General features: G+C 66.5%; 17 protein-coding genes. 10 read left to right on the top strand and 7 right to left on the bottom strand.

All coding sequences use genetic code 11. The annotated features are described in order from the left end of the window. Positions 1–18 precede the first annotated feature (18 nt). The 3 genes from pcaF to AM586_RS25895 are packed head-to-tail and all read right to left on the bottom strand — an operon-like array spanning position 19 to position 2,542. Positions 19–1,221, bottom strand: coding sequence for a 3-oxoadipyl-CoA thiolase (pcaF, locus tag AM586_RS25905; RefSeq protein ID WP_047822465.1), 1,203 nt, complete (start codon positions 1,219–1,221; stop codon positions 19–21). 8 nt (positions 1,222–1,229) lie between these two features. Further along, the gene (locus AM586_RS25900; protein ID WP_047822690.1) at positions 1,230–1,874 is read right to left on the bottom strand and encodes a CoA transferase subunit B; all 645 of its coding nucleotides are present in this window, start codon (positions 1,872–1,874) and stop codon (positions 1,230–1,232) included. Between the two features lie 2 nt (positions 1,875–1,876). Then, positions 1,877–2,542, bottom strand: coding sequence for a 3-oxoacid CoA-transferase subunit A (locus AM586_RS25895; protein WP_047822463.1), 666 nt, complete (start codon positions 2,540–2,542; stop codon positions 1,877–1,879). Positions 2,543–2,723: 181 nt separating this feature from the next. Between AM586_RS25895 and AM586_RS25890 the strand changes: the two genes are divergently transcribed. Beyond that, positions 2,724–3,578 carry an IclR family transcriptional regulator C-terminal domain-containing protein gene (locus AM586_RS25890; RefSeq protein ID WP_047822460.1) on the top strand — a complete coding sequence of 285 codons (855 nt, stop codon included), beginning with the start codon at positions 2,724–2,726 and terminating at the stop codon, positions 3,576–3,578. Positions 3,579–3,722: 144 nt separating this feature from the next. On the opposite strand, the gene AM586_RS25885 is transcribed toward AM586_RS25890, so the two are convergent. After that, on the bottom strand, positions 3,723–4,811 hold the full coding sequence (locus tag AM586_RS25885; RefSeq protein WP_047822458.1) for a porin: 1,089 nt from the start codon (positions 4,809–4,811) through the stop codon (positions 3,723–3,725). A gap of 142 nt (positions 4,812–4,953) precedes the next feature. On the opposite strand from AM586_RS25885, the gene AM586_RS25880 reads away from it, so the two are divergent. Next, positions 4,954–6,123 carry an ABC transporter substrate-binding protein gene (locus tag AM586_RS25880; RefSeq protein ID WP_047822457.1) on the top strand — a complete coding sequence of 390 codons (1,170 nt, stop codon included), beginning with the start codon at positions 4,954–4,956 and terminating at the stop codon, positions 6,121–6,123. A 25-nt stretch (positions 6,124–6,148) separates the two neighbouring features. Here the strand turns inward: AM586_RS25880 and AM586_RS25875 are convergent, their stop codons facing one another. After that, the gene (locus tag AM586_RS25875; protein ID WP_047822455.1) at positions 6,149–6,616 is read right to left on the bottom strand and encodes a MarR family winged helix-turn-helix transcriptional regulator; all 468 of its coding nucleotides are present in this window, start codon (positions 6,614–6,616) and stop codon (positions 6,149–6,151) included. 101 nt (positions 6,617–6,717) lie between these two features. Here AM586_RS25875 and AM586_RS25870 point away from each other — a divergent pair, with 101 nt between their 5' ends. The 6 genes from AM586_RS25870 (at position 6,718) to AM586_RS25845 (ending at position 14,495) form a co-directional block, all read left to right on the top strand. Continuing rightward, positions 6,718–7,551: a p-hydroxycinnamoyl CoA hydratase/lyase gene (locus AM586_RS25870; protein ID WP_047822453.1), complete on the top strand. Its 834-nt coding sequence runs from the start codon at positions 6,718–6,720 to the stop codon at positions 7,549–7,551. 92 nt (positions 7,552–7,643) lie between these two features. Next, the gene (locus tag AM586_RS25865; protein WP_047822451.1) at positions 7,644–9,089 is read left to right on the top strand and encodes an aldehyde dehydrogenase; all 1,446 of its coding nucleotides are present in this window, start codon (positions 7,644–7,646) and stop codon (positions 9,087–9,089) included. Positions 9,090–9,100: 11 nt separating this feature from the next. Then, positions 9,101–10,966 (top strand): feruloyl-CoA synthase, encoded by a 1,866-nt coding sequence (locus tag AM586_RS25860; RefSeq protein WP_052233307.1) that lies wholly within the window; start codon positions 9,101–9,103, stop codon positions 10,964–10,966. Positions 10,967–11,017: 51 nt separating this feature from the next. Next, a complete protein-coding gene (locus AM586_RS25855; protein ID WP_047822447.1) occupies positions 11,018–12,190 on the top strand; it encodes an ABC transporter substrate-binding protein in 1,173 nt (390 codons plus the stop codon). A 114-nt stretch (positions 12,191–12,304) separates the two neighbouring features. Further along, positions 12,305–14,032, top strand: a complete 1,728-nt coding sequence (locus tag AM586_RS25850; protein WP_047822445.1) for a tannase/feruloyl esterase family alpha/beta hydrolase — start codon at positions 12,305–12,307, stop codon at positions 14,030–14,032. A 262-nt stretch (positions 14,033–14,294) separates the two neighbouring features. Further along, complete coding sequence (locus AM586_RS25845; RefSeq protein ID WP_047822443.1) at positions 14,295–14,495, top strand: DUF4148 domain-containing protein; 201 nt, start codon at positions 14,295–14,297, stop codon at positions 14,493–14,495. A 3-nt stretch (positions 14,496–14,498) separates the two neighbouring features. Here AM586_RS25845 and AM586_RS25840 read toward each other — a convergent pair whose 3' ends face one another. Beyond that, positions 14,499–15,410: a LysR substrate-binding domain-containing protein gene (locus AM586_RS25840; RefSeq protein WP_047822441.1), complete on the bottom strand. Its 912-nt coding sequence runs from the start codon at positions 15,408–15,410 to the stop codon at positions 14,499–14,501. Between the two features lie 97 nt (positions 15,411–15,507). Here AM586_RS25840 and AM586_RS25835 point away from each other — a divergent pair, with 97 nt between their 5' ends. After that, complete coding sequence (locus tag AM586_RS25835; RefSeq protein WP_052233306.1) at positions 15,508–16,710, top strand: MFS transporter; 1,203 nt, start codon at positions 15,508–15,510, stop codon at positions 16,708–16,710. A 55-nt stretch (positions 16,711–16,765) separates the two neighbouring features. Here the strand turns inward: AM586_RS25835 and tssK are convergent, their stop codons facing one another. Beyond that, entirely contained in the window at positions 16,766–18,100 is a 1,335-nt protein-coding gene (gene tssK, locus AM586_RS25830; RefSeq protein WP_047822687.1) for a type VI secretion system baseplate subunit TssK, read from the bottom strand. Positions 18,101–18,256: 156 nt separating this feature from the next. Between tssK and tssE the strand changes: the two genes are divergently transcribed. Continuing rightward, complete coding sequence (gene tssE, locus AM586_RS25825) at positions 18,257–18,778, top strand: type VI secretion system baseplate subunit TssE (RefSeq protein ID WP_229411046.1); 522 nt, start codon at positions 18,257–18,259, stop codon at positions 18,776–18,778. The last annotated feature ends 4 nt before the right edge of the window (positions 18,779–18,782 follow it).

Below are 18,782 nucleotides of genomic sequence, written 5' to 3'. Positions count from 1 at the left end.
CTGGACCTGCAGCGGGGGTCAGACCCGCTCGATCACCATGGCGATACCCTGCCCCACCCCGATGCACATGGTGCACAGCGCATAGCGTCCTCCGGTGCGGTGCAGCTGGTACATCGCGGTCGTGACCAGGCGCGCGCCGCTCATGCCGAGCGGGTGGCCGAGGGCGATGCCGCCGCCGTAGGGATTCACGCGCGGGTCGTCGTCGCGCACGCCCAGCTCGCGCAGCACCGCCAGCCCCTGCGAGGCGAAGGCTTCGTTCAACTCGATGATGTCGATCTGGTCGATCGTCATGCCGAGCCGCGCCAGCAGCTTCTTCGAGGCCGGCGCCGGGCCGATGCCCATCACGCGCGGCGCCACGCCGGCGGTCGCCATCCCGACGATGCGCGCGCGCGGGGTCAGGCCGAATTCCTTGACCGCGTCGGCGCTGGCCAGCAGCAGCGCGCAGGCGCCGTCGTTCACGCCCGATGCATTGCCGGCGGTGACGCTGCCCTCGGCATGCACCACGCCCTTCAGCTTGGCCAGCGCTTCCAGGCTGGTCTCGCGCGGATGCTCGTCGCGTGCAAAGACGACCGGGTCGCCTTTCTTCTGCGGGATCGTCACCGGCACGATTTCTTCGTCGAACAGGCCCTCGCGCTGGGCGCGCGCGACCTTCTGCTGGCTGGCCAGGGCGAAGCGGTCCTGGTCCTCGCGCGACACCTTGTAGTCGACCGCCACGTTCTCGGCCGTCTCCGGCATCGAGTCGGTGCCGTACAACTGCTTCATGAGCTTGTTCGGGAAGCGCCAGCCGATGGTGGTGTCGTAGATCTGCGCGTTGCGCGAGAAGGCGCTGTCGGCCTTGCCCATGACGAAGGGCGCGCGCGTCATCGATTCGACGCCGCCGGCGATCATCAGGCCGGCCTCGCCGGCGCGGATGGCGCGCGCGGCGATGCCCACCGCGTCCATGCCGGAGCCGCACAGGCGGTTCACGGTGGTGCCGGGGACTTCCTGCGGCAGGCCGGCCAGCAGCGCCGACATGCGGGCCACGTTGCGGTTGTCTTCGCCGGCCTGGTTGGCGCAGCCGAACACCACGTCGTCGACGCGGCTCCAGTCGACGCCGGGATTGCGTTTCATGAGTTCGCGCAGCGGGATGGCGCCGAGGTCGTCGGCGCGCACGTCCTTCAGCGCGCCGCCGTAGCGGCCGATCGGGGTGCGGATGGCATCGACAATGAAAGCGTCGGTCATGGTAGTCCTCATTGTTTGGGTTGCACGAGCGGGGCGTCGGTGACGGCCTGCAGTTCTTCGAAAGTCAGGCCCGGCGCCATCTCGGCGACCAGCAGGCCCTGCGGGGTGACGTCGAGCACGGCGAGGTCCGTATAGATGCGGTTGACGCAGGCGACGCCGGTCAGCGGATAGCTGCAGTTGCGCACGATCTTGCTTTCGCCGGTCTTGGTCTGGTGGTCCATCATGACGAACACCTGCTTGGCGCCGATCGCCAGGTCCATCGCGCCGCCCACCGCCGGGATCGCGTCGGGCGCGCCGGTATGCCAGTTGGCCAGGTCGCCCTTTTCCGATACCTGGAAGGCGCCCAGCACGCAGATGTCGAGGTGGCCGCCGCGCATCATCGCGAAGGAGTCGGCGTGATGGAAGTAGGCACCGCCCGTCAGCAGGGTCACCGGCTGCTTGCCGGCGTTGATCAGGTCTTCGTCTTCCTCGCCCGGGGCCGGGGCCGGACCCATGCCGAGCACGCCGTTCTCGCTGTGCAGCAGCACTTCGCGGTCGGCCGGCAGGTAGTTGGCCACCTTGGTCGGCAAGCCGATGCCGAGGTTCACGTAGGCCCCTTCGTGGATGTCCTGGGCCACGCGCGCGGCCATCTGGTCGCGCGTATATCGGTTGATGCTCATGCTGCCTCCTTGACGACGCGCTGGACGAAGATGCCCGGGGTGACGATCACTTCCGGATCGAGTTCGCCCAGCGGGACGATCTCGGCCACCTGGGCGATCGTGGTTTTGGCGGCCATCGCCATCACCGGGCCGAAGTTGCGCGCGGTCTTGCGATACACGAGGTTGCCCCAGCGGTCGCCGCGCAGCGCCTTGATGAGGGCGAAGTCCGCATGGATGGGCGATTCAAGCACGTAGTTGCGGCCGTTGATGACGCGCGTCTCCTTGCCCTCGGCCAGCAGGGTGCCGTAGCCGGTCGGGGTGAAGAAGCCGCCGATGCCGGCGCCGGCGGCGCGGATGCGCTCGGCCAGGTTGCCCTGGGGCGTGAGTTCGAGCTCGATCTCGCCGGCCCGGTACAGCGCATCGAAGTGATGCGAGTCGGCCTGGCGCGGGAAGGAGCAGATGATCTTGCGCACGCGCTTGGCCTTCAGCAGCGCCGCCAGTCCGGTTTCGCCGTTGCCGGCGTTGTTGTTGACGATCGTGAGATCGCGCGCTCCCTGCGCGATCAATGCGTCGATCAGGCTGGAGGGCATGCCGGCGTTGCCGAAGCCCCCGATCATCACCGTCGCGCCATCGTGGATGTCGGCGACTGCCCTCTCCAGCGATTCGAATGTTTTATCAATCATATTTCCACCTTGTCGGGACGCCGGATATGCCGGCGGACTTGAAATCCTGTCTCATTTGTTCGATAATCGAACATATGATCGATTACCGTCCATTGAAGTGTATCGGTTGGCCGGCCGGGAGGTCAAGAAAAAACACCAACCGGATGCCACCGTCCAAGCGTCCCTACTTTAAAATTCGACCATGACCAAAACGACAAGCAAGTCCCTGCAGCCCGCCGACACCGCGCAATCCGCCGCGCCGGAAGAGCGCGAGCCGACGATCGCCGAACAGATCGATGCCCTGACCGACCCCAGCTTCATGACCTCGCTGGCGCGCGGCCTCGCGGTGGTGCGCGCCTTCAGCGATTCGCGCAAGCCGCAGACCATCGCCCAGATCAGCCAGAAGACCGGGATCCCGCGCGCCGCCGTGCGCCGCTGCCTGTACACCCTGCAGCAGCTGGGCTACGTCGACGCCGAACTGAACAACTTCTCGCTGCGTCCCAAGGTGCTGACGCTCGGCTACTCCTACCTGTCGTCGACGCCGCTCACCGTTTCCAGCCAGCCCTACCTGAACAACATCACCCGCGAGCTGGGCGAATCGAGTTCGCTGGCCGTGCTCGAGGACGGCGAAGTGCTGTACGTGGCCCGCTCGGCCGCCTCGCGCGTGATGTCGGTCGCGCTCAACACCGGCAGCCGCCTGCCGGCCTACTGCACCTCGCTGGGACGGGTGATGCTGGCGCACCTGCGGCCGGACGAGCTGGACGCCTACTTCGCGCGCGTCAAGCTGCGCCCGATGACCGAGCACACCGTGGTGAACCAGAAGCGCCTGCGCGAGCTGCTGGCCGGCGTGCGCCAGGACGGCTATGCGCTGATCGACGAAGAGCTCGAGCTGGGCCTGCGCTCGATCGCGGTCCCGGTCCGCGGCGCCTCGGGCCAGGTGCTGGCCGCCCTCAACGTCGGCGCCCAGGCCGCGCGCGTCACCGTGGACCGCATGAAGCAGGAATTCCTGCCGGTGCTGCTGCGCGGCGCGCAAGACCTCGCGGTCCTGCTGCCTTGACCACCTGGCAGGCCCGCTACCTCAAGGGGCCTCGAAAAACCGTCGCGAGCGGCCGCAGTTTCGTCCGAGAAGCGCAGCTGTACTCCGGTACAGCGAGCATCGCAGGACGAAAATGTAACGCGCAGCAGGTTTTGCGAGGTCCCATCAGAAGGTGTGGCGCAGGCCGGTCATGATGCCGTTCTGGCCGAGACCGACGCCCACGCTGCCGCCGGCATCGAGAGCCACCGCCGACGCGCCCTTGTTGGCCATGCGGCCGATCGCGCCGTACACGGCGGTGCGCTTGGACAGGCTGTAGGTCAGGCGCGCCACCAGCATGTTCACGTCCGAGCTCGAGTTCTTGGTGTCGCGGCGCGCCACCTGGGCATCGACCGTGTAGAGCCCGATCGGGTGGCTGACGCCGAGGTAGTAGAGATCGGATTCGGTGCGGCCGGGGGCTGCCTTGGTGTCGCGGTCGATCACGCCGCCGCCGATCTTGGTCGCGCCCAGCATCACGTAGCCATTGACGGTGATGCGGGTGTCGGTGTTGGCGCTGCTGGTCAGGCCGCCGGCCGCGCCGGTATTGCCGTACATGCGGTCGTAGGAGGTGTTCAGGCCCCATTCCTTGGTCTCGTAGCCGAGCAGGGTCGTGTACTGGCGGCAGGCCTTGGCGTTGCCCGCGACCTCGCCCGCGCAGTTGGTGGCGGCCGGTCCGCCGGCGGCCGACCCGTCGCGGCCGAAGCTCCAGGTCGCGCCCACCACGAAGCCATTGAAGTTGCCCATGTAGCCGATCGCATTGTCGCTGCGCGCGTTCGGCAGGTAGGCGTCGATGCTGCCGATCGCGAACAGGTTCGGCCCCAGCACGTCGGTCTTCAGCTGCGAAATGTAGGTCATGTTCAGCTGGCGGCCCAGCGTGAGGCTGCCCCACGCACCCTTCAGGCCGACGTTGGCCTGGCGCCCGAACAGGCGCCCGCCCTGTTGCTGCGTGCCGGTGTCCATCGCCAGGCCGTTTTCCAGTACGAAGAAAGCCTGCAGGCCGTTGCCGAGGTCCTCGGTGCCGCGGAAACCCACGCGCGACGGGAAGGAGCTGGTCAGCGAAGGCATCTTGAACATGTTGTCGCCGGCGGCGTTCACGTTGGTCACGTAGGCAACGCCGCTGTCGACGATACCGTAGATCTGGACGTTGGTCTGGGCGCTGGCGGCGGAAGCGGCCAGGCCGCAGGTCAGCGCCACCGCGCTGCAGAGGGTGTTCTTCATTGTGTCTCCTAGGTTTAATTATTCGCGTTCGATTATCGAACTAGTTGTTGCCTATCGAACGCTAAATAAATACTATGTTCGGTAGCCTGATACTGTCAACAAGTAACGTGCAACAAGACAACACCAACCAAAGGAGACATGCATGAAACGCAGAACGATCGCAAGCGCACTGGCCGGTCTGGCCCTCGTGGCCACCCTGCCGGCGCAGGCGCAGGACACGATCAAGGTAGGCGTGATCGCCGCCTTTTCCGGCCCCTTCGCCGATTACGGCAAGCAGATGGAAGGCGGCATCAAGGCCTGGATGGCCCAGCATGGCGACACCGTCGCCGGCAAGAAGATCCAGGTGATCTACAAGGACACCACCGGCCCCTCGCCCGAGATCGCCAAGCGCCTGGCGCAGGAACTGGTGGTGCGCGACAAGGTCGATTTCCTGGCCGGCTTCGGCCTGACGCCGGAAGCGCTGGCGGTGGCGCCGATCGCCCAGCAGGCGAAGAAGCCGATGATCGTCATGAACGCGGCGACCTCGATCATCACCACCAAGTCCGACTACATCGCACGCTTCTCGATGACGCTGCCGCAGATCTCGGCGCCGATGGGCGACTGGGCGGTGAAGAACGGGATCAGGAAGGTCGCCACCGTGGTGGCCGACTACGGCCCCGGCATCGACGCCGAGAAGGCCTTCAGCGAGCGCCTGCAGAAGAACGGCGGCAAGGTGGTCGAGGCGATCCGGGTGCCGCTGAAGAATCCGGAATTCGCACCCTTCATCCAGCGCATCAAGGACGCCAGGCCGGACGCCGTGTTCGTGTTCGTGCCCGCCGGCGAACAGAGCATCGCCTTCATGAAGGGCTACCGCGAGCGCGGCCTGGCGGAAGCGGGCATCAAGGTGATCGCCACCGGCGACCTCACCGACGACCACGTGCTGCCGGCGATCGGCGACGCCACGCTGGGCGTGATCACCACCTTCCACTATTCGGCGGCCCACAAGTCGCCCGAGAACGAGGCCTTCCTGAAGAGCTTCGCGCAGGCGAATCCGAACGGCGGACGCCCGAATTTCATGGCGGCGGCAGCCTACGACGGCATGCACGCGATCTACGAGGTCAGCCAGAAGCTGGGCGGGAAGATCGACGGCGACAAGGCCATGGCGGTGCTGAAAGGGATGAAGTTCGAGAGCCCGCGCGGCCCGGTCGCGATCGACTCGGCCACCCGCGACATCGTGCAGAACGTCTACGTGCGCAAGGTCGAGAAAGTGAACGGCCAGCCGTACAACGTCGAGTTCGACAAATTCCCGAACCAGAAGGATCCGGGAAAGTGAGCCGCCACACGGTGCGGCGAACGCATTAAAGTCCGTGCGCGCTGAGGGCGCGCACCGCCGTGCGCAGCTGCGCCTGCAGCTGTGCGCGTTCTTCCTTGCCGAGGTCGGCGAACATGATGTTTTCCACGTCCACCACCTGCGCGTCACAATCGCGCAGGATCGCTTCCCCGGACGCCGTCAGGCTGATCTGGATGATGCGTCCGTGCGCCGGATCCGGCCGGCGCTCGATCCAGCCCTTCCCCTCCATCTGCTTGACCATCTCGTTGGCCGATTGCGGCGAGATCATCGTCCGCGTGGCCAGCTGGGCGTTGGAGAGCGAGCCATACGCGCGGAACACCGACAGCGCCGTGTACTGGGGCACCGACAGGCCGTACGGCGCCAGGCTGTCGCGCAGGCGCTGGTTGAGGACGTGGTCGAGACGCCCGACCAGGTAGGCCAGGCCGGCCGGTTTTGCCGGCGTGTCCACGGACGAGGATTTTTTTTCGATTGCCATAAAAGATGCTTGTCAGGGGAAAAAGCTGCGTATAGTATAAGGCACATATCAGGCTACCTGATACAAGACCAAACACTGAACAACCACTGAGGAGACATTGTATGTCCAAATACGAAGCGCGCTGGCAGACCGTCAAGGTCGACGTCGAGAACGGGATCGGCTGGATCACCCTGAACCGTCCGGAAAAGCGCAACGCCATGAGCCCGACCCTGAACCGCGAGATGATCGACGTGCTGGAGACGCTCGAACTCGACGAAGAAGCCCAGGTGATCGTGCTGACCGGCGCCGGCGACGCATGGACTGCGGGCATGGACCTGAAGGAGTATTTCCGCGAGACCGACGGCAAGCCCGAGATCACCCAGGAGCGCATCCGCCGCGACTGCTCGCAGTGGCAGTGGAAGCTGCTGCGCATGTACAGCAAGGCGACCATCGCGATGGTGAACGGCTGGTGCTTCGGCGGCGCATTCTCGCCGCTGGTGGCCTGCGACCTGGCGATCGCCGCCGACGACGCCGTGTTCGGCCTGTCCGAAGTCAACTGGGGCATCCCGCCGGGCAACCTGGTCAGCAAGGCCGTGGCCGACACCATGGGCCACCGCCAGGCACTGCACTACATCATGACCGGCGACACCTTCACCGGCAAGGAAGCGGCCGCGATGGGCCTGATCAACAAGAGCGTGCCGAAGGAGCAGCTGCGCGACGCCGTCATCGAGCTGGCCGGCAAGCTGCTGGAAAAGAACCCGGTGGTGCTGCGCTACGCGAAGATCGGCTTCAAGCGCTGCCGCGAGCTGAGCTGGGACCAGAACGAGGACTACCTGTACGCCAAGACCGACCAGTCGAATTACCGCGACCCGGAAAAAGGCCGCAAGGAAGGCCTCAAGCAGTTCCTGGACGATAAGACGATCAAGCCGGGCCTGCAGACCTACAAGCGCGGCTGAGCGACAATCAGCACGACAAGAAGAATAAAAATACGTGGCGGCGCCCGTCCAACGGGCAGCCGCCTTCTATCCAGTTACCGTGAGGAGACCTCATGTTCAATGCAGACCTGCTGTGCGGCGGCGAAAGCCGCGCCGCCTCCAACGGCGCGTATTTCGAGCGCCATAACCCCGCCACCGGCGACGTCGCCAGCCGCGCCGCCGCCGCCACCCTGGAAGACGCCGACGCCGCCGTCGCCGCCGCGCGCGCGGCCTTCCCCGCCTGGTCGGCCATGGCCCCGGGCGCGCGCCGCGCGCTGCTGCTGAAGGCCGCCGACGCCATGGAAGCGCTGCGCGGCCGCTTCGTCGAGACCGCCGTGGCGGAAGCCGGCGGCGCGCCGATGTGGTACCAGTTCAACGTGACCCTGGCCGCCAACATGCTGCGCGAAGCGGCCTCGATGACGACCCAGATCGGCGGCGAAGTCATTCCGTCCGACGTTCCCGGCTCGCTGGCGATGGGCGTGCGCCAGGCCTGCGGCGTGGTGGTCGGCATCGCGCCCTGGAACGCGCCGATCATCCTCGGCACGCGCGCGCTCGCGATGCCGCTCGCCTGCGGCAACACGGTGGTGCTGAAGTCGTCCGAGCTCTGCCCCGCCCTGCACCGCCTGATCGGCCAGGTCTTCAGCGACGCCGGCTTCCCGCCGGGCGTGGTGAACGTCATCAGCAATGCGCCCCAGGACGCGGCCCAGGTGGTCGAGCGCCTGATCGCCCACCCGGCCGTGCGCCGCGTGAACTTCACCGGCTCGACCAAGGTCGGCCGCATCATCGCCCAGCAGGCGGCGAAGCACCTCAAGCCGGTGCTGCTGGAACTGGGCGGCAAGAACCCGGTGGTGGTGCTCGACGACGCCGACCTCGACGAGGCGGTCGAGGCGGCCGCCTTCTCCGCCTTCTTCAACCAGGGCCAGATCTGCATGTCGGCCGACCGCATCCTGGTCGACCGCAAGGTGGCCGACCGCTTCATCGAGAAGCTGGCCGCCAAGACCGCGAAGCTGACGGCGGCGCGCAGCGACGCCCCGCTGGCCGGCATGGTCGACCCGGCCGCGGCGACGCGCGTGGACGCCATGCTGCAGGATGCGCGCGCACGCGGCGCGAACGTGATCCAGGCCGGCGGCGGCGTGGACGGCAACATCATGCAGCCGGCGATCGTCGACCAGGTCACGCCCGAGATGCTGGTGTACCAGGAAGAGTCCTTCGGCCCGATCGTCTCGGTGCTGCGCTTCGACAGCGACGAGGAAGCGATCCGCCTGGCCAACGACAGCGAGTACGGCCTGTCGTCGAGCGTGTTCTCGCGCGACATCGGGCGCGCGATGGCGGTGGCGCAGCGCATCGAGTCCGGCATCTGCCACATCAACGGCCCGACCGTGCATGACGAGGCGCAGATGCCCTTCGGCGGCGTGAAGGGCAGTGGCTACGGACGCTTCGGCGGCAAGGCGGCGATCGCCGAGTTCACCGACCTGCGCTGGATCACGGTGCAGACCGGCCACCGCCACTACCCGATCTGAGCGGAGCCGCCATGACCCAATCGACAATGGGAGGCGTGACAATGGGAGGCGTGAAGCGGCGGGAGGTCGAACTCGGCAACCCGGAGATCGGCGCCCGCCAGGTGGACGGCATCTGGCATGTGGACGCCATCACCCCGCTGGAGGAATTCCCGCCGCGCTTCACCGACCGCCTGGTGGAGGGCGCGCGCAGGCATCCCGAGCGCACCCTGGTGGCGCGCCGCGGCCCGGACGGCGAATGGATCCGCCTGTCCTATGCCGAGGTGCTGCAGCGCGTGCGCCGCATCGGCCAGGCCCTGCTCGATCGCGGCCTGTCCGCGGAAAGGCCGCTGGCCATCCTGTCCGGCAACGACCTCGAGCACTTCCAGCTGGCGCTCGGCGCGATGTATGCGGGGATTCCGTATGCGCCGCTGTCGCCGGCCTATTCGCTGGTCGCCACCGATCCGTCCCGGCTGGCCGACCTGATCGCGCAGCTGACGCCGGGCGCCCTGTTCGCCTGCAACGGCAGCGCCTTCGCGCGCGCCATCCAGGCCGTGAAGCCGCCCGACGCCGAGCTGATCCTGTGCGACGGCGAGGTGCCCGGGCACGCCGCCACGCGTTTTTCCGACCTGCTGGAGACCGCGCCCGCCAGCATCGATGCGCGCAACCTCGAAGTCGGCCCGGCCACCATCGCCAAGTTCCTGTTCACCTCCGGCTCGACCAAGAAGCCGAAGGCCGTCATCACGACCCACGGCATGCTGACCAGTAACCAGCAGATGCTGCTGCAGACCTTCCCCTTCTTCGGCAAGGAGCCGCCGGTGCTGCTCGACTGGCTGCCCTGGAACCATACCTTCGGCGGCAGCCACAACGTCGGCATCGTGCTGTACAACGGCGGCACGCTCTACATCGACGATGCGCGCCCGACGCCGCGCGACTTCGGCGCCACCCTGCGCAACCTGCGCGAGATCGCGCCGACCGTCTACTTCAACATCCCCGCCGGCTGGGAGATGCTGACCGACGCGCTGGAGACCGACCCCGAGCTCGCCGCGAACTTCTTCTCGCGCGTGAAGCTGTTCTTCTGCGCCGGGGCCGGGCTGTCGCAGGCCGCCTGGGAGCGCCTGGACCGGGTGGCGGTCGCCTGCTGCGGCGAATCGATCCGCATCATGACCGGCCTCGGCATGACCGAGACCTCGCCGTCCTGCACCTTCGGCACCGGGCCGATCGTCCGCGCCGGTTATGTCGGCGTGCCGGCGCCGGGCTGCAAGGTCAAGCTGGTCCCCAGCGGCGACAAGCTGGAAGCGCGCTTCCACGGGCCGCACGTGACGCCGGGCTACTGGCGCGCGCCGCACCTGACGGCCGAGGCCTTCGACCAGGACGGCTATTACTGCACCGGCGACGCGCTGCGCTTCTTCGACGAGACCCATCCCGAACTCGGCTTCATGTTCGATGGCCGCATCGCCGAGGACTTCAAGCTCAGCACCGGCACCTTCGTCAGCGTGGGGCCGCTGCGCGCCCGCGTGCTCAGCCTGGGCGCGCCGTATGTGCTGGACGCGGTGGTGACGGGCCTGAACCGCCCGGTCATCGGCCTGCTGGTGTTCCCGCGCCTGGAGCATTGCCGCGAGCTGTCCGGCCTGGGGGCGGACGCGCCCGCGGCCGAAGTCCTGGCAAGCGCGCCGGTGCGTGCCTTTTTCCAGAACCTGCTGGGCGAGCTGAACCAGGGCGCCAGCGGCTCGTCGAAACGGGTGGACCGACTGCTGCTGCTGGCCGAGCCGCCGTCGATCGACCACCGCGAACAGACCGACAAGGGTTCGATCAACCAGGCCGCCGTGCTGCAGCGCCGCGCCGCCCTGGTGGACGCGATGTACGACGGCAGCGAGCAGCAGACCATCGTCGCCGGGTAAGACTCGAAGCAGCTACAACAACAGGCAGCACTCATATAACGAGGAGACAGCATGAAACTGAAAGCACTGGCATGCATCGGACTGGCCTTCCTGCCCTTCGCGGCCGCGCCGGCTTATGCGCAGGACGGCGACACCATCAAGATCGGCGTGATCGCGGCCCTGACCGGCCCTTTCGTCCAGCTCGGCAAGCCCTTCGAGGAAGGCATCCGGACCTATATGCAGCAGTACGGCGACAAGGTGGCCGGCAAGAAGATCGAGATCCTGTACCGCGACGACGGCGGCAGCAACGCCGAGCTGTCCAAGCGCGCGGCGCAGGAGCTGATCGGCCGCGAGAAGGTCAGCTTCCTGATCGGCTTTTCGCTGACGCCGAGCGCGCTGGCCGTCGCCCCGGTGGCCACCCAGGGCAAGGTGCCGATGATCGTCATGAACGCCGTCACCACCGGCATCACGGCCAAGTCGCCGTACATGCTGCGCACCTCGATGACGATGCAGCAGATGACCGAGCCCTTCGGCGACTGGACCGCGAAGAACAAGATCGGCAAGGTGTACTCGCTGGTGACCGACTACAGCACCGGCATCGACGCCGAAGCGCGCTTCACCAAGGGCTTTGCGGCGGGCGGCGGCAAGATCGTCGGCTCGGCGCGGGTGCCGCTCGCGAATCCGGATTATTCGCCCTTCGTGCAGCGCATCAAGGACCAGAAGCCGGAGGCCGTGTTCTTCTTCGCGCCCGGCGTCGAGGACGGCCTCGGCATGCTCAAGGCCTACAGCGACAAGGGCCTGGACAAGGCCGGCATCAAGTTCCTCGGGGTGGGCGACATGACCAGCGATAACCCGACGCTGGAAGCCCTGGGCGACCGCGCGCTGGGCGCGGTGACGGTGCTGAACTACTCGACGGCGCTCGACAACGACGCCAACAAATCCTTCCTGAAGGCCTACGCCGCGGCCAATCCGAACCGCCCGGCGCCGACTTTCGTCCACGTGGCCGCCTACGACACCATGGGCATGATCTACGAGACCATCCGCAAGCTGAACGGCAAGGTCAGCGGCGATGCCGCGGTCAAGACCCTGTCCGGGATGAAGTGGAACAGCCCGCGCGGGCCGATCAGCATCGATCCGAAAACCCGCGACATCGTGCAGAACATGTACATCCGCGAAGTCAAGAAGGTCAACGGCAAATTGGTCAACGAACCGATCGGCGTCCTCAAGGACGTCATGCCCGACTAAGCGCCAGCTCCCCGCCACCGCAGTATCCCGCCGCGGCCTTTCACAGGCCGTGCGGGCCCCGTTCGTCCCAATGTCTTGTATTCGATCTGTCACTTTACGGAGGAGTAGACACGTATGAACTTGCGACACGCCACACCCATCGCCGCGACCCTGGCGGCCCTGCTGCTTGCCGCCTGCAGCGACAACGACAGCCGGCCGGCGCCGGTCGACAGCGCCAGCCCGCCAACGCAGACCCTGCCCCAGCTGACGGCGGCGAGCGGGGCCACGCTGGCAAGCTGCGCCGACCTCGCGGCAAAGCTCAGCTATCCCGACACCAGCATCAGCGCGGTGAACCCGATCGCCGCCGGCGCCCTCAGCGTGGGCGGCAAGCCCGTGCCCGCCCACTGCCAGGTGCTGGGCGAGATGTTCCGGCGCACCGGTCCGGTCGACGGCAAGAGCTATGCGATCGGCTTCGAGATGCGCCTGCCGCTCAACTGGAACGGCCGCTTCTTCTACCAGGCCAACGGCGGCGTCGACGGCAGCGTGCTGCCGGCGCTCGGACCGGTGGGCGGCGGCGGCCCGCTCGACAATGCGCTGAACCAGGGCTTCGCCGTGATCAGTTCCGACGCCGGCCACGGCGCCCCGACGCCCTTCTTCGGCATCGATCCGCAGGCGCGCCTCGACTACGGTTACCAGGCGGTCGGCAAGCTGACGCCGATGGCCAAGGCCGTGATCAAGGCCGCCTACGGCAAGGCGCCGGACCGCTCCTATATCGGCGGCTGCTCGAACGGCGGCCGGCATACGATGGTGGCGGCGGCGCGCTACGCCGACCAGTACGACGGCTTCCTGGTCGGCGACCCGGGCTTCCGCCTGCCGCTGGCGGCGATCGCCAACATCGCGGGCGGCAAGACCTATGCCGCGCTGGCGTCCACGCCGGGCGACCTCGGCACCGGCTTCACGCAGGCCGAACGGGCGCTGGTGTCGAATGCGGTGCTGGGCAAGTGCGACGCCCTCGACGGCGCCGCCGACGGCCTGGTGCAGGATACCAAGGCCTGCCAGGCCGCCTTCGACCTGAACCGCGACGTGCCGACCTGCAGCGGCGCGCGCGACGGCACCTGCCTGAGCACGGCGCAGAAGAGCAGCATCGCCGCCCTGTTCGCCGGCGCGAAGACGGAAAGCGGCGCTGCGATCTACACCAGCTTCCCCTACGACGCCGGGCTGGCGACGGGCGGCTGGGCGAGCTGGAAATTCAGCTCGCCGATCCAGCGCGACGCCGGCGCGGTGGCCTTCATCTGGGCCGTGCCGCCCGAGGATCCGGCGACCTTCGACGGCCTGAAGTTCGTCCTCAACGGCAGCCTGGACGCCATGCTGGCGAAGATCAACGCCACCAGCGTCACCTACCCCGAGAATGCGATGTCCTTCATGACGCCGCCGAACCCGTCGAACCTGGCTCTGCTCAAGAGCCGCGGCGCCAAGATGCTGGTGTACCACGGCACCAGCGATCCGATCTTCTCGAGCGACGACACCACCGCCTGGTATGAGGCGCTGCGCACGGCGAACGGCGGCGACGCCGCGAACTTCGCGCGCTTCTACCGGGTGCCGGGCATGAACCATTGTTCCGGCGGCCCGGCCACCGACCAGTTCGACATGCTGACGCCGCTCGTGAACTGGGTCGAGAAGGGCCAGGCGCCCGATTCCGTGCAGGCCAGCGCCCGGGGCAGCGGCAATGCCGGCGGCGTGAATGCCGACGTGCCGGCCAACTGGCTGGCCTCGCGCACGCGTCCGCTCTGCGCCTACCCGAAAGTCGCGCGCTACAAGGGCAGCGGCAGCGTCGACGACGCGGCCAGCTTCAGCTGCCAGTAATCTTCCGCAGACAGTTCCCTTTCATGGCCGCATGCCAATCTTGGCATGCGGCCATGCCGTCCTCCGCTTGCCAGGCAGGCCGTCCTGGCGTAGCGTCCTCATTCAGACCAACCACCCATTTCGCATAAGTCCCTGCGCACGGGCGGGTGCATCCGTATTTATACCTACGCCGATATACTTCACAAATGAACTATTCAGGACTAGAATATCTTCTGTACCGAATCTTTCGGTCCCCTGATCCTCCGTCAAGAAGGTGAATGTCATGAACCTGAAACCCCTGATCCCCGTCCTGCTCGTCGCCGCCCTGTCCGGCTGCGCCTCCACCAGCAATGTCGCCGCCAACGATCCGGTCCGCGCACGCGTGCTTGCCGACCTCGCACAAGCGAAGGCGGACGGCAGCTACCCGCTGAATGAATCGCAATACGTCTATCCGAACTGGGTCGACCAGCGCAAGGCGCCCTGAAGCTCACGCCCCGGCAAGCTGCCCTTCGGCGGCCGCCGCCTGCGCCAGCGCCACGAAGGCTTCCGCCAGCGGACCGCCGCCTTCGGCATGCCGCGCCAGCAGCAGGGCCGTGGTCGCGTCGCGATCGGCCAGCGGCCGATAGACGACACCTTCCATGTGAATGCCTTCGAAGGACCCCGGCAGGACCGAGATCCCGCAGCCCGCGGCGACCAGGCCGATGATGGTCGACGGCTCGCCCGCCTCCATCGCGATGTGCGGCGTGAAGCCGGCTGCACGGCACAGGTCGGCGATCTGGTGATAGACGCCGGTGCCGGCATCCTTCGGAAACACCACGAAGGCCTGGCCGGCCAGGTCCTTGACGGCGATTTCCCGTTGCCGCGCCAAGGGTGAGTCGGCCGGCAGCACCAGGCGCAGCGGATCGTTGCGCAGCATCGTCAGCGCCACCGTCTGCGGCGGCCGTATCGAGGCCGGGCGCACGAAACCCACGTCCAGTTCGCGCGCTTCGATCTTCGCAAGCTGGTGCATGGTCGCCATTTCGTGGAAGGTCAGCAGCACGCCGGGATATTGCTGGCGGTAGCGCCGCACGACCTTGGCGAACAGCGGCGTGAACGGCGTCGAGAAGGTAAAGCCGACCCTCAGCTCGCCCGCTTCGCCCAGGTGCGCGCGGCGCGCCGTTTCCTTGGCCTGCTCGGACAGCGCCAGCATGCGCCGCGCGTCCGCCAGGAACAGCCTGCCGGCTTCGGTCAGCAGCACGCGCCGCTTGTTGCGCTCGAACAGGCGGGCGCCGATCTCCGCTTCCAGCGCCTGGATCGTCTGGCTCAGCGGGGGCTGGCCGATATGCAGGCGCTCGGCGGCGCGCGTAAAACTCAGCTCTTCCGCCACGGCGACGAAGTAACGCAGGTGCCTGAGCTCCATGTTATCTGTTTAAACGATAAGTAAGGCCACAAATATATATTGGACAGATGTATCTGGCAATCCTAGGATGCTATATCGACGCTTCATCCCCACTGCCATGTCCAGCCACCCCGCCGTTCCCGCCTACCGCCGCACCAACCGCGCCCTGTTCTTCGGCGGCTTCTCCTGCTTCGCCCTGTTGTACTGCGTGCAGCCGCTGATGCCGCTGTTTGCGCTGGAATTCGGCCTGACGCCAGCGCAGAGCAGCCTGTCCCTGTCGCTGCCGAGCGGCGCGCTGGCGGTGTCGTTGCTGTTCTCGTCCGTGATTTCCGACCGGACCGGACGCAAGAACCTGATGGTCGTGGCGCTGGTGGTGGCCGCCATCATGATGGTGCTGTCGGCATTCGCACGCAGCTACACCGAGCTGCTGGCGGCGCGCACCCTGCTCGGCCTGGCGCTGGGCGGCATGCCGGCCGTCGCGATGGCCTACCTCAGCGAAGAAATCGAGCCGGCCTCGCTCGGCGTGTCGATGGGCTTGCTCATCAGCGGCAATGCGTTCGGCGGCATGCTGGGACGGATGCTGGCTTCGGTGCTGTCGGATTTCCTGTCCTGGCGCGTCGCGGTGGGCGTGATGGGTATCGCCGGCCTGCTGGCGGCCTGGGAATTCTGGCGCAGCCTGCCGGCCTCGCGCAATTTCAGGCCATCCTCGGGCGGCCTGGCGATGACGCTGCAGGGCCTGCGCCGGCACTTCGGCGACGACGGCCTGCCCTGGCTGTTCGCCCTCTCCTTCCTGCTGATGGGCTGCTTCGTCAGCACCTACAACTTCATCGGCTTCCGCCTGCTGGGCGCGCCGTTCGGCCTGCGCCAGAGCGTGGTCGGCGCGATCTCGCTGCTCTACCTGATCGGTATCTTCAGCTCGGTCTGGGCCGGCCGCCGCGCCGACCGCCTGGGCCGCCGCCACGTGCTGTGGACCGTCATGGCGACGATGTTCACGGGCCTGCTGCTGACGCTGGCGCACAATCTCGTCCTGATCGTGGCCGGCATGGCCATCTACACCTTCGGCTTCTTCGCCTCGCATTCGATCGCCAGCAGCTGGGTGGGGCGGCGTGCGCGCACGCAGCAGGCGCTGGCGTCGGCGCTCTATCTATGCTTTTACTACCTCGGTTCGAGCGTGGTGGGGTGGCTGTGCGGGATCTTGTGGGAGCACGGCGGATGGGGTGGCGTCGTGACGCTGCTCGGCAGCCTGCTGGCCGCCGCGATGCTGATTTCCCTGCGCTTGCGGCGCCTGGAGCCGGTGGGGCACGTGTTGAAGGCGGCTTGATGCGGTGCGGCTTGCCCGGGCTGGAAAACAAATACCCGGGCGCAACCTCTCGGAATCATTGCGTGAACGCGATCAGCTCCATCTTCAGCTCCCGCATCCCGTCCGGTGCATAGATCGCGATGGCCTGCGCTTTCAGCGCATTCTCATAGAGCCCGTTCTTGGTCGACAACAGGAAGTAATAGGTGTCCGGACGAACGGGAACCGCCGTCGGCACCTGCGGCATATGCGTCAGCGTGATGCCGGGAAGTGCCGATACCACGATACGCTCGATGTCGTCGGGCGAGCCGATCTTGAACCGGACCGGTACCGCCGCCACCAGCTCGAGCGCCGGCATGTCCGCACTCACGGCAAGGCAGAGCTGCGTTTCCTGGCTCAGTTTCGACGCGTCGAGCGCTCCCCGGTAGTGAGTACGGCGGTTGTCCTCCGCGATGAGCGGAATGCTGAAGTACTTGGCCGAGATGACGGTATCGACCAGGTCGCGGATCACGGCATCGAGCTGTGCGAACGTGACGCCCGGGTCGGCGTGCTCATAGGCGGGAAGATCCGAGGTTTTGTACCTGTCCGAAAACGTGATCAAGCCTCCGGCAAGGACAAGCAGCTTTTGGTACAGATCTTCAGGGTGTTGTACCCGCGAACGTGCACAGTGCTGCAGGGATGCGTTCGCCGTGCTGATGATGTTGAGCATCCACCAGGACGTGATGTCGCCTGCGTGGACCTCGAAGGTGGATGCATTCGTCTTGCGGTGCGCGTTGTGCAGCGAGACGATCTTCGCCGATAGCGCGCTCATCAAGCCGTCGAGCAATTGCTGGAGCGGACGGGCGGCACTGATCGCCACGCATGGTGGAATAAAGGTCGGGTCCGCTTCGAATCCGCCGCGCGGGTCGCGATGGATGCGAAGCACGGGGTAACTGACATGGCCATCGCGCGGCTCGGCGTGGGACATCAGCCGAAGCCGCTTCTTCAGGAACGGCACGTCGATCGGCACCGCATCGCTGAACAGGTCGGCGGTTTCCGCCTCCGCCACTGCATAACGGCCGCCCTCTTCCGCATTGGCGCCATGCGGCCGGATCGTCGGCAGTGCGGCATAGATGGTGAAAGTGTTGATTTCCTGCGGCAGCCGGGTCAGGTCGACCGGCAGCGGCAGCAGGTCCGTTGCCGGCGCATCGTACACCTCCCCATCCTGGAAGATCAGCGACAAGGCTTGCGCCTCGAGCAGGTTATGGCCGAGTCCTTCCCTATTCCACTGCAGGAGCCGGGCGCCCCAGAAGTTGGGATTGAGCGCAGACGCCATCCTGAGCAGCCGTGTCTCGTGGTACAGGTCCTGGCGCTGGAAATGCTGGGGTCCCAGCGTCAGCCCTTCGGACCACAAGATTTTCGCTCCCATGCTCATCGCTTTCTCCTCGGCCCAGGTCCGCATTGTTCAGATTCCGAAAAGCATGGCTGGCCTCGCACAAAATTTGTTGATTTGGCGCATCAAGCTTTCGGCTTCTTCTCCAAAATAAATCCGTTGATGAGTCGCAACTTTATTTTTTGCCGGAAAGGAATAATGGCGCTTCTTCCGCTGCAGGACGGCTTTGAAGGAAACCGCATGCAAAGTTTCGTGCCAGGCTTGTTCGACCGGTTGGATACCGATGACGACGCACCGCAAGGGGAGTTCCGTGCATCTTCCAGGAAGGTCGATGCATGGCGGGACAGCATCACCCGTGACCTGGAGGCTCTCCTGAACACGCGCTCCGCCCTGCTCCCGCATGTGCTGGCTCAATACCCCGAAGTAGGCGGATCCGTCGTGAACTACGGCCTGATCGATTTCGCCGGCATGTGCATGACGAGCGACACGGACCAGAAACGGATCTGCACCGCGGTCCGGCTGGCGATCGAGCGGCACGAATCACGGCTGCACAGGGTGACTGCGACGCTACAGCCCAGGAAAGGGGCGATCAACCGGGTCGACTTCGTGATCACCGCCGAACTGAAAAACGCGCCGGTGGCTGAACCGATGCATTTCAACGCCGTCTTCCAGCCGTCGCTGCAGCGCTATTCGGTCCAGAGCGTACGCGGCGCTCCTTAGGCAC

The sequence above is a fragment of the Massilia sp. WG5 genome, from assembly GCF_001412595.2.
Taxonomy (GTDB): domain Bacteria; phylum Pseudomonadota; class Gammaproteobacteria; order Burkholderiales; family Burkholderiaceae_D; genus Telluria.
The sequence above is the reverse complement of the archived record's forward strand: the minus strand, read 5'-3'. Positions and strand labels throughout refer to the sequence as shown.

Coding starts and splice junctions, on each gene's coding strand:
- pcaF (WP_047822465.1), bottom strand. CDS start 1,221: ATGACCGACGCTTTCATTGTCGATGCCATCCGCACCCCGATCGGCCGC.
- AM586_RS25895 (WP_047822463.1), bottom strand. CDS start 2,542: ATGATTGATAAAACATTCGAATCGCTGGAGAGGGCAGTCGCCGACATC.
- AM586_RS25890 (WP_047822460.1), top strand. CDS start 2,724: ATGACCAAAACGACAAGCAAGTCCCTGCAGCCCGCCGACACCGCGCAA.
- AM586_RS25885 (WP_047822458.1), bottom strand. CDS start 4,811: ATGAAGAACACCCTCTGCAGCGCGGTGGCGCTGACCTGCGGCCTGGCC.
- AM586_RS25880 (WP_047822457.1), top strand. CDS start 4,954: ATGAAACGCAGAACGATCGCAAGCGCACTGGCCGGTCTGGCCCTCGTG.
- AM586_RS25875 (WP_047822455.1), bottom strand. CDS start 6,616: ATGGCAATCGAAAAAAAATCCTCGTCCGTGGACACGCCGGCAAAACCG.
- AM586_RS25870 (WP_047822453.1), top strand. CDS start 6,718: ATGTCCAAATACGAAGCGCGCTGGCAGACCGTCAAGGTCGACGTCGAG.
- AM586_RS25865 (WP_047822451.1), top strand. CDS start 7,644: ATGTTCAATGCAGACCTGCTGTGCGGCGGCGAAAGCCGCGCCGCCTCC.
- AM586_RS25860 (WP_052233307.1), top strand. CDS start 9,101: ATGACCCAATCGACAATGGGAGGCGTGACAATGGGAGGCGTGAAGCGG.
- AM586_RS25855 (WP_047822447.1), top strand. CDS start 11,018: ATGAAACTGAAAGCACTGGCATGCATCGGACTGGCCTTCCTGCCCTTC.
- AM586_RS25850 (WP_047822445.1), top strand. CDS start 12,305: ATGAACTTGCGACACGCCACACCCATCGCCGCGACCCTGGCGGCCCTG.
- AM586_RS25845 (WP_047822443.1), top strand. CDS start 14,295: ATGAACCTGAAACCCCTGATCCCCGTCCTGCTCGTCGCCGCCCTGTCC.
- AM586_RS25840 (WP_047822441.1), bottom strand. CDS start 15,410: ATGGAGCTCAGGCACCTGCGTTACTTCGTCGCCGTGGCGGAAGAGCTG.
- AM586_RS25835 (WP_052233306.1), top strand. CDS start 15,508: ATGTCCAGCCACCCCGCCGTTCCCGCCTACCGCCGCACCAACCGCGCC.
- tssK (WP_047822687.1), bottom strand. CDS start 18,100: ATGAGCATGGGAGCGAAAATCTTGTGGTCCGAAGGGCTGACGCTGGGA.
- tssE (WP_229411046.1), top strand. CDS start 18,257: ATGGCGCTTCTTCCGCTGCAGGACGGCTTTGAAGGAAACCGCATGCAA.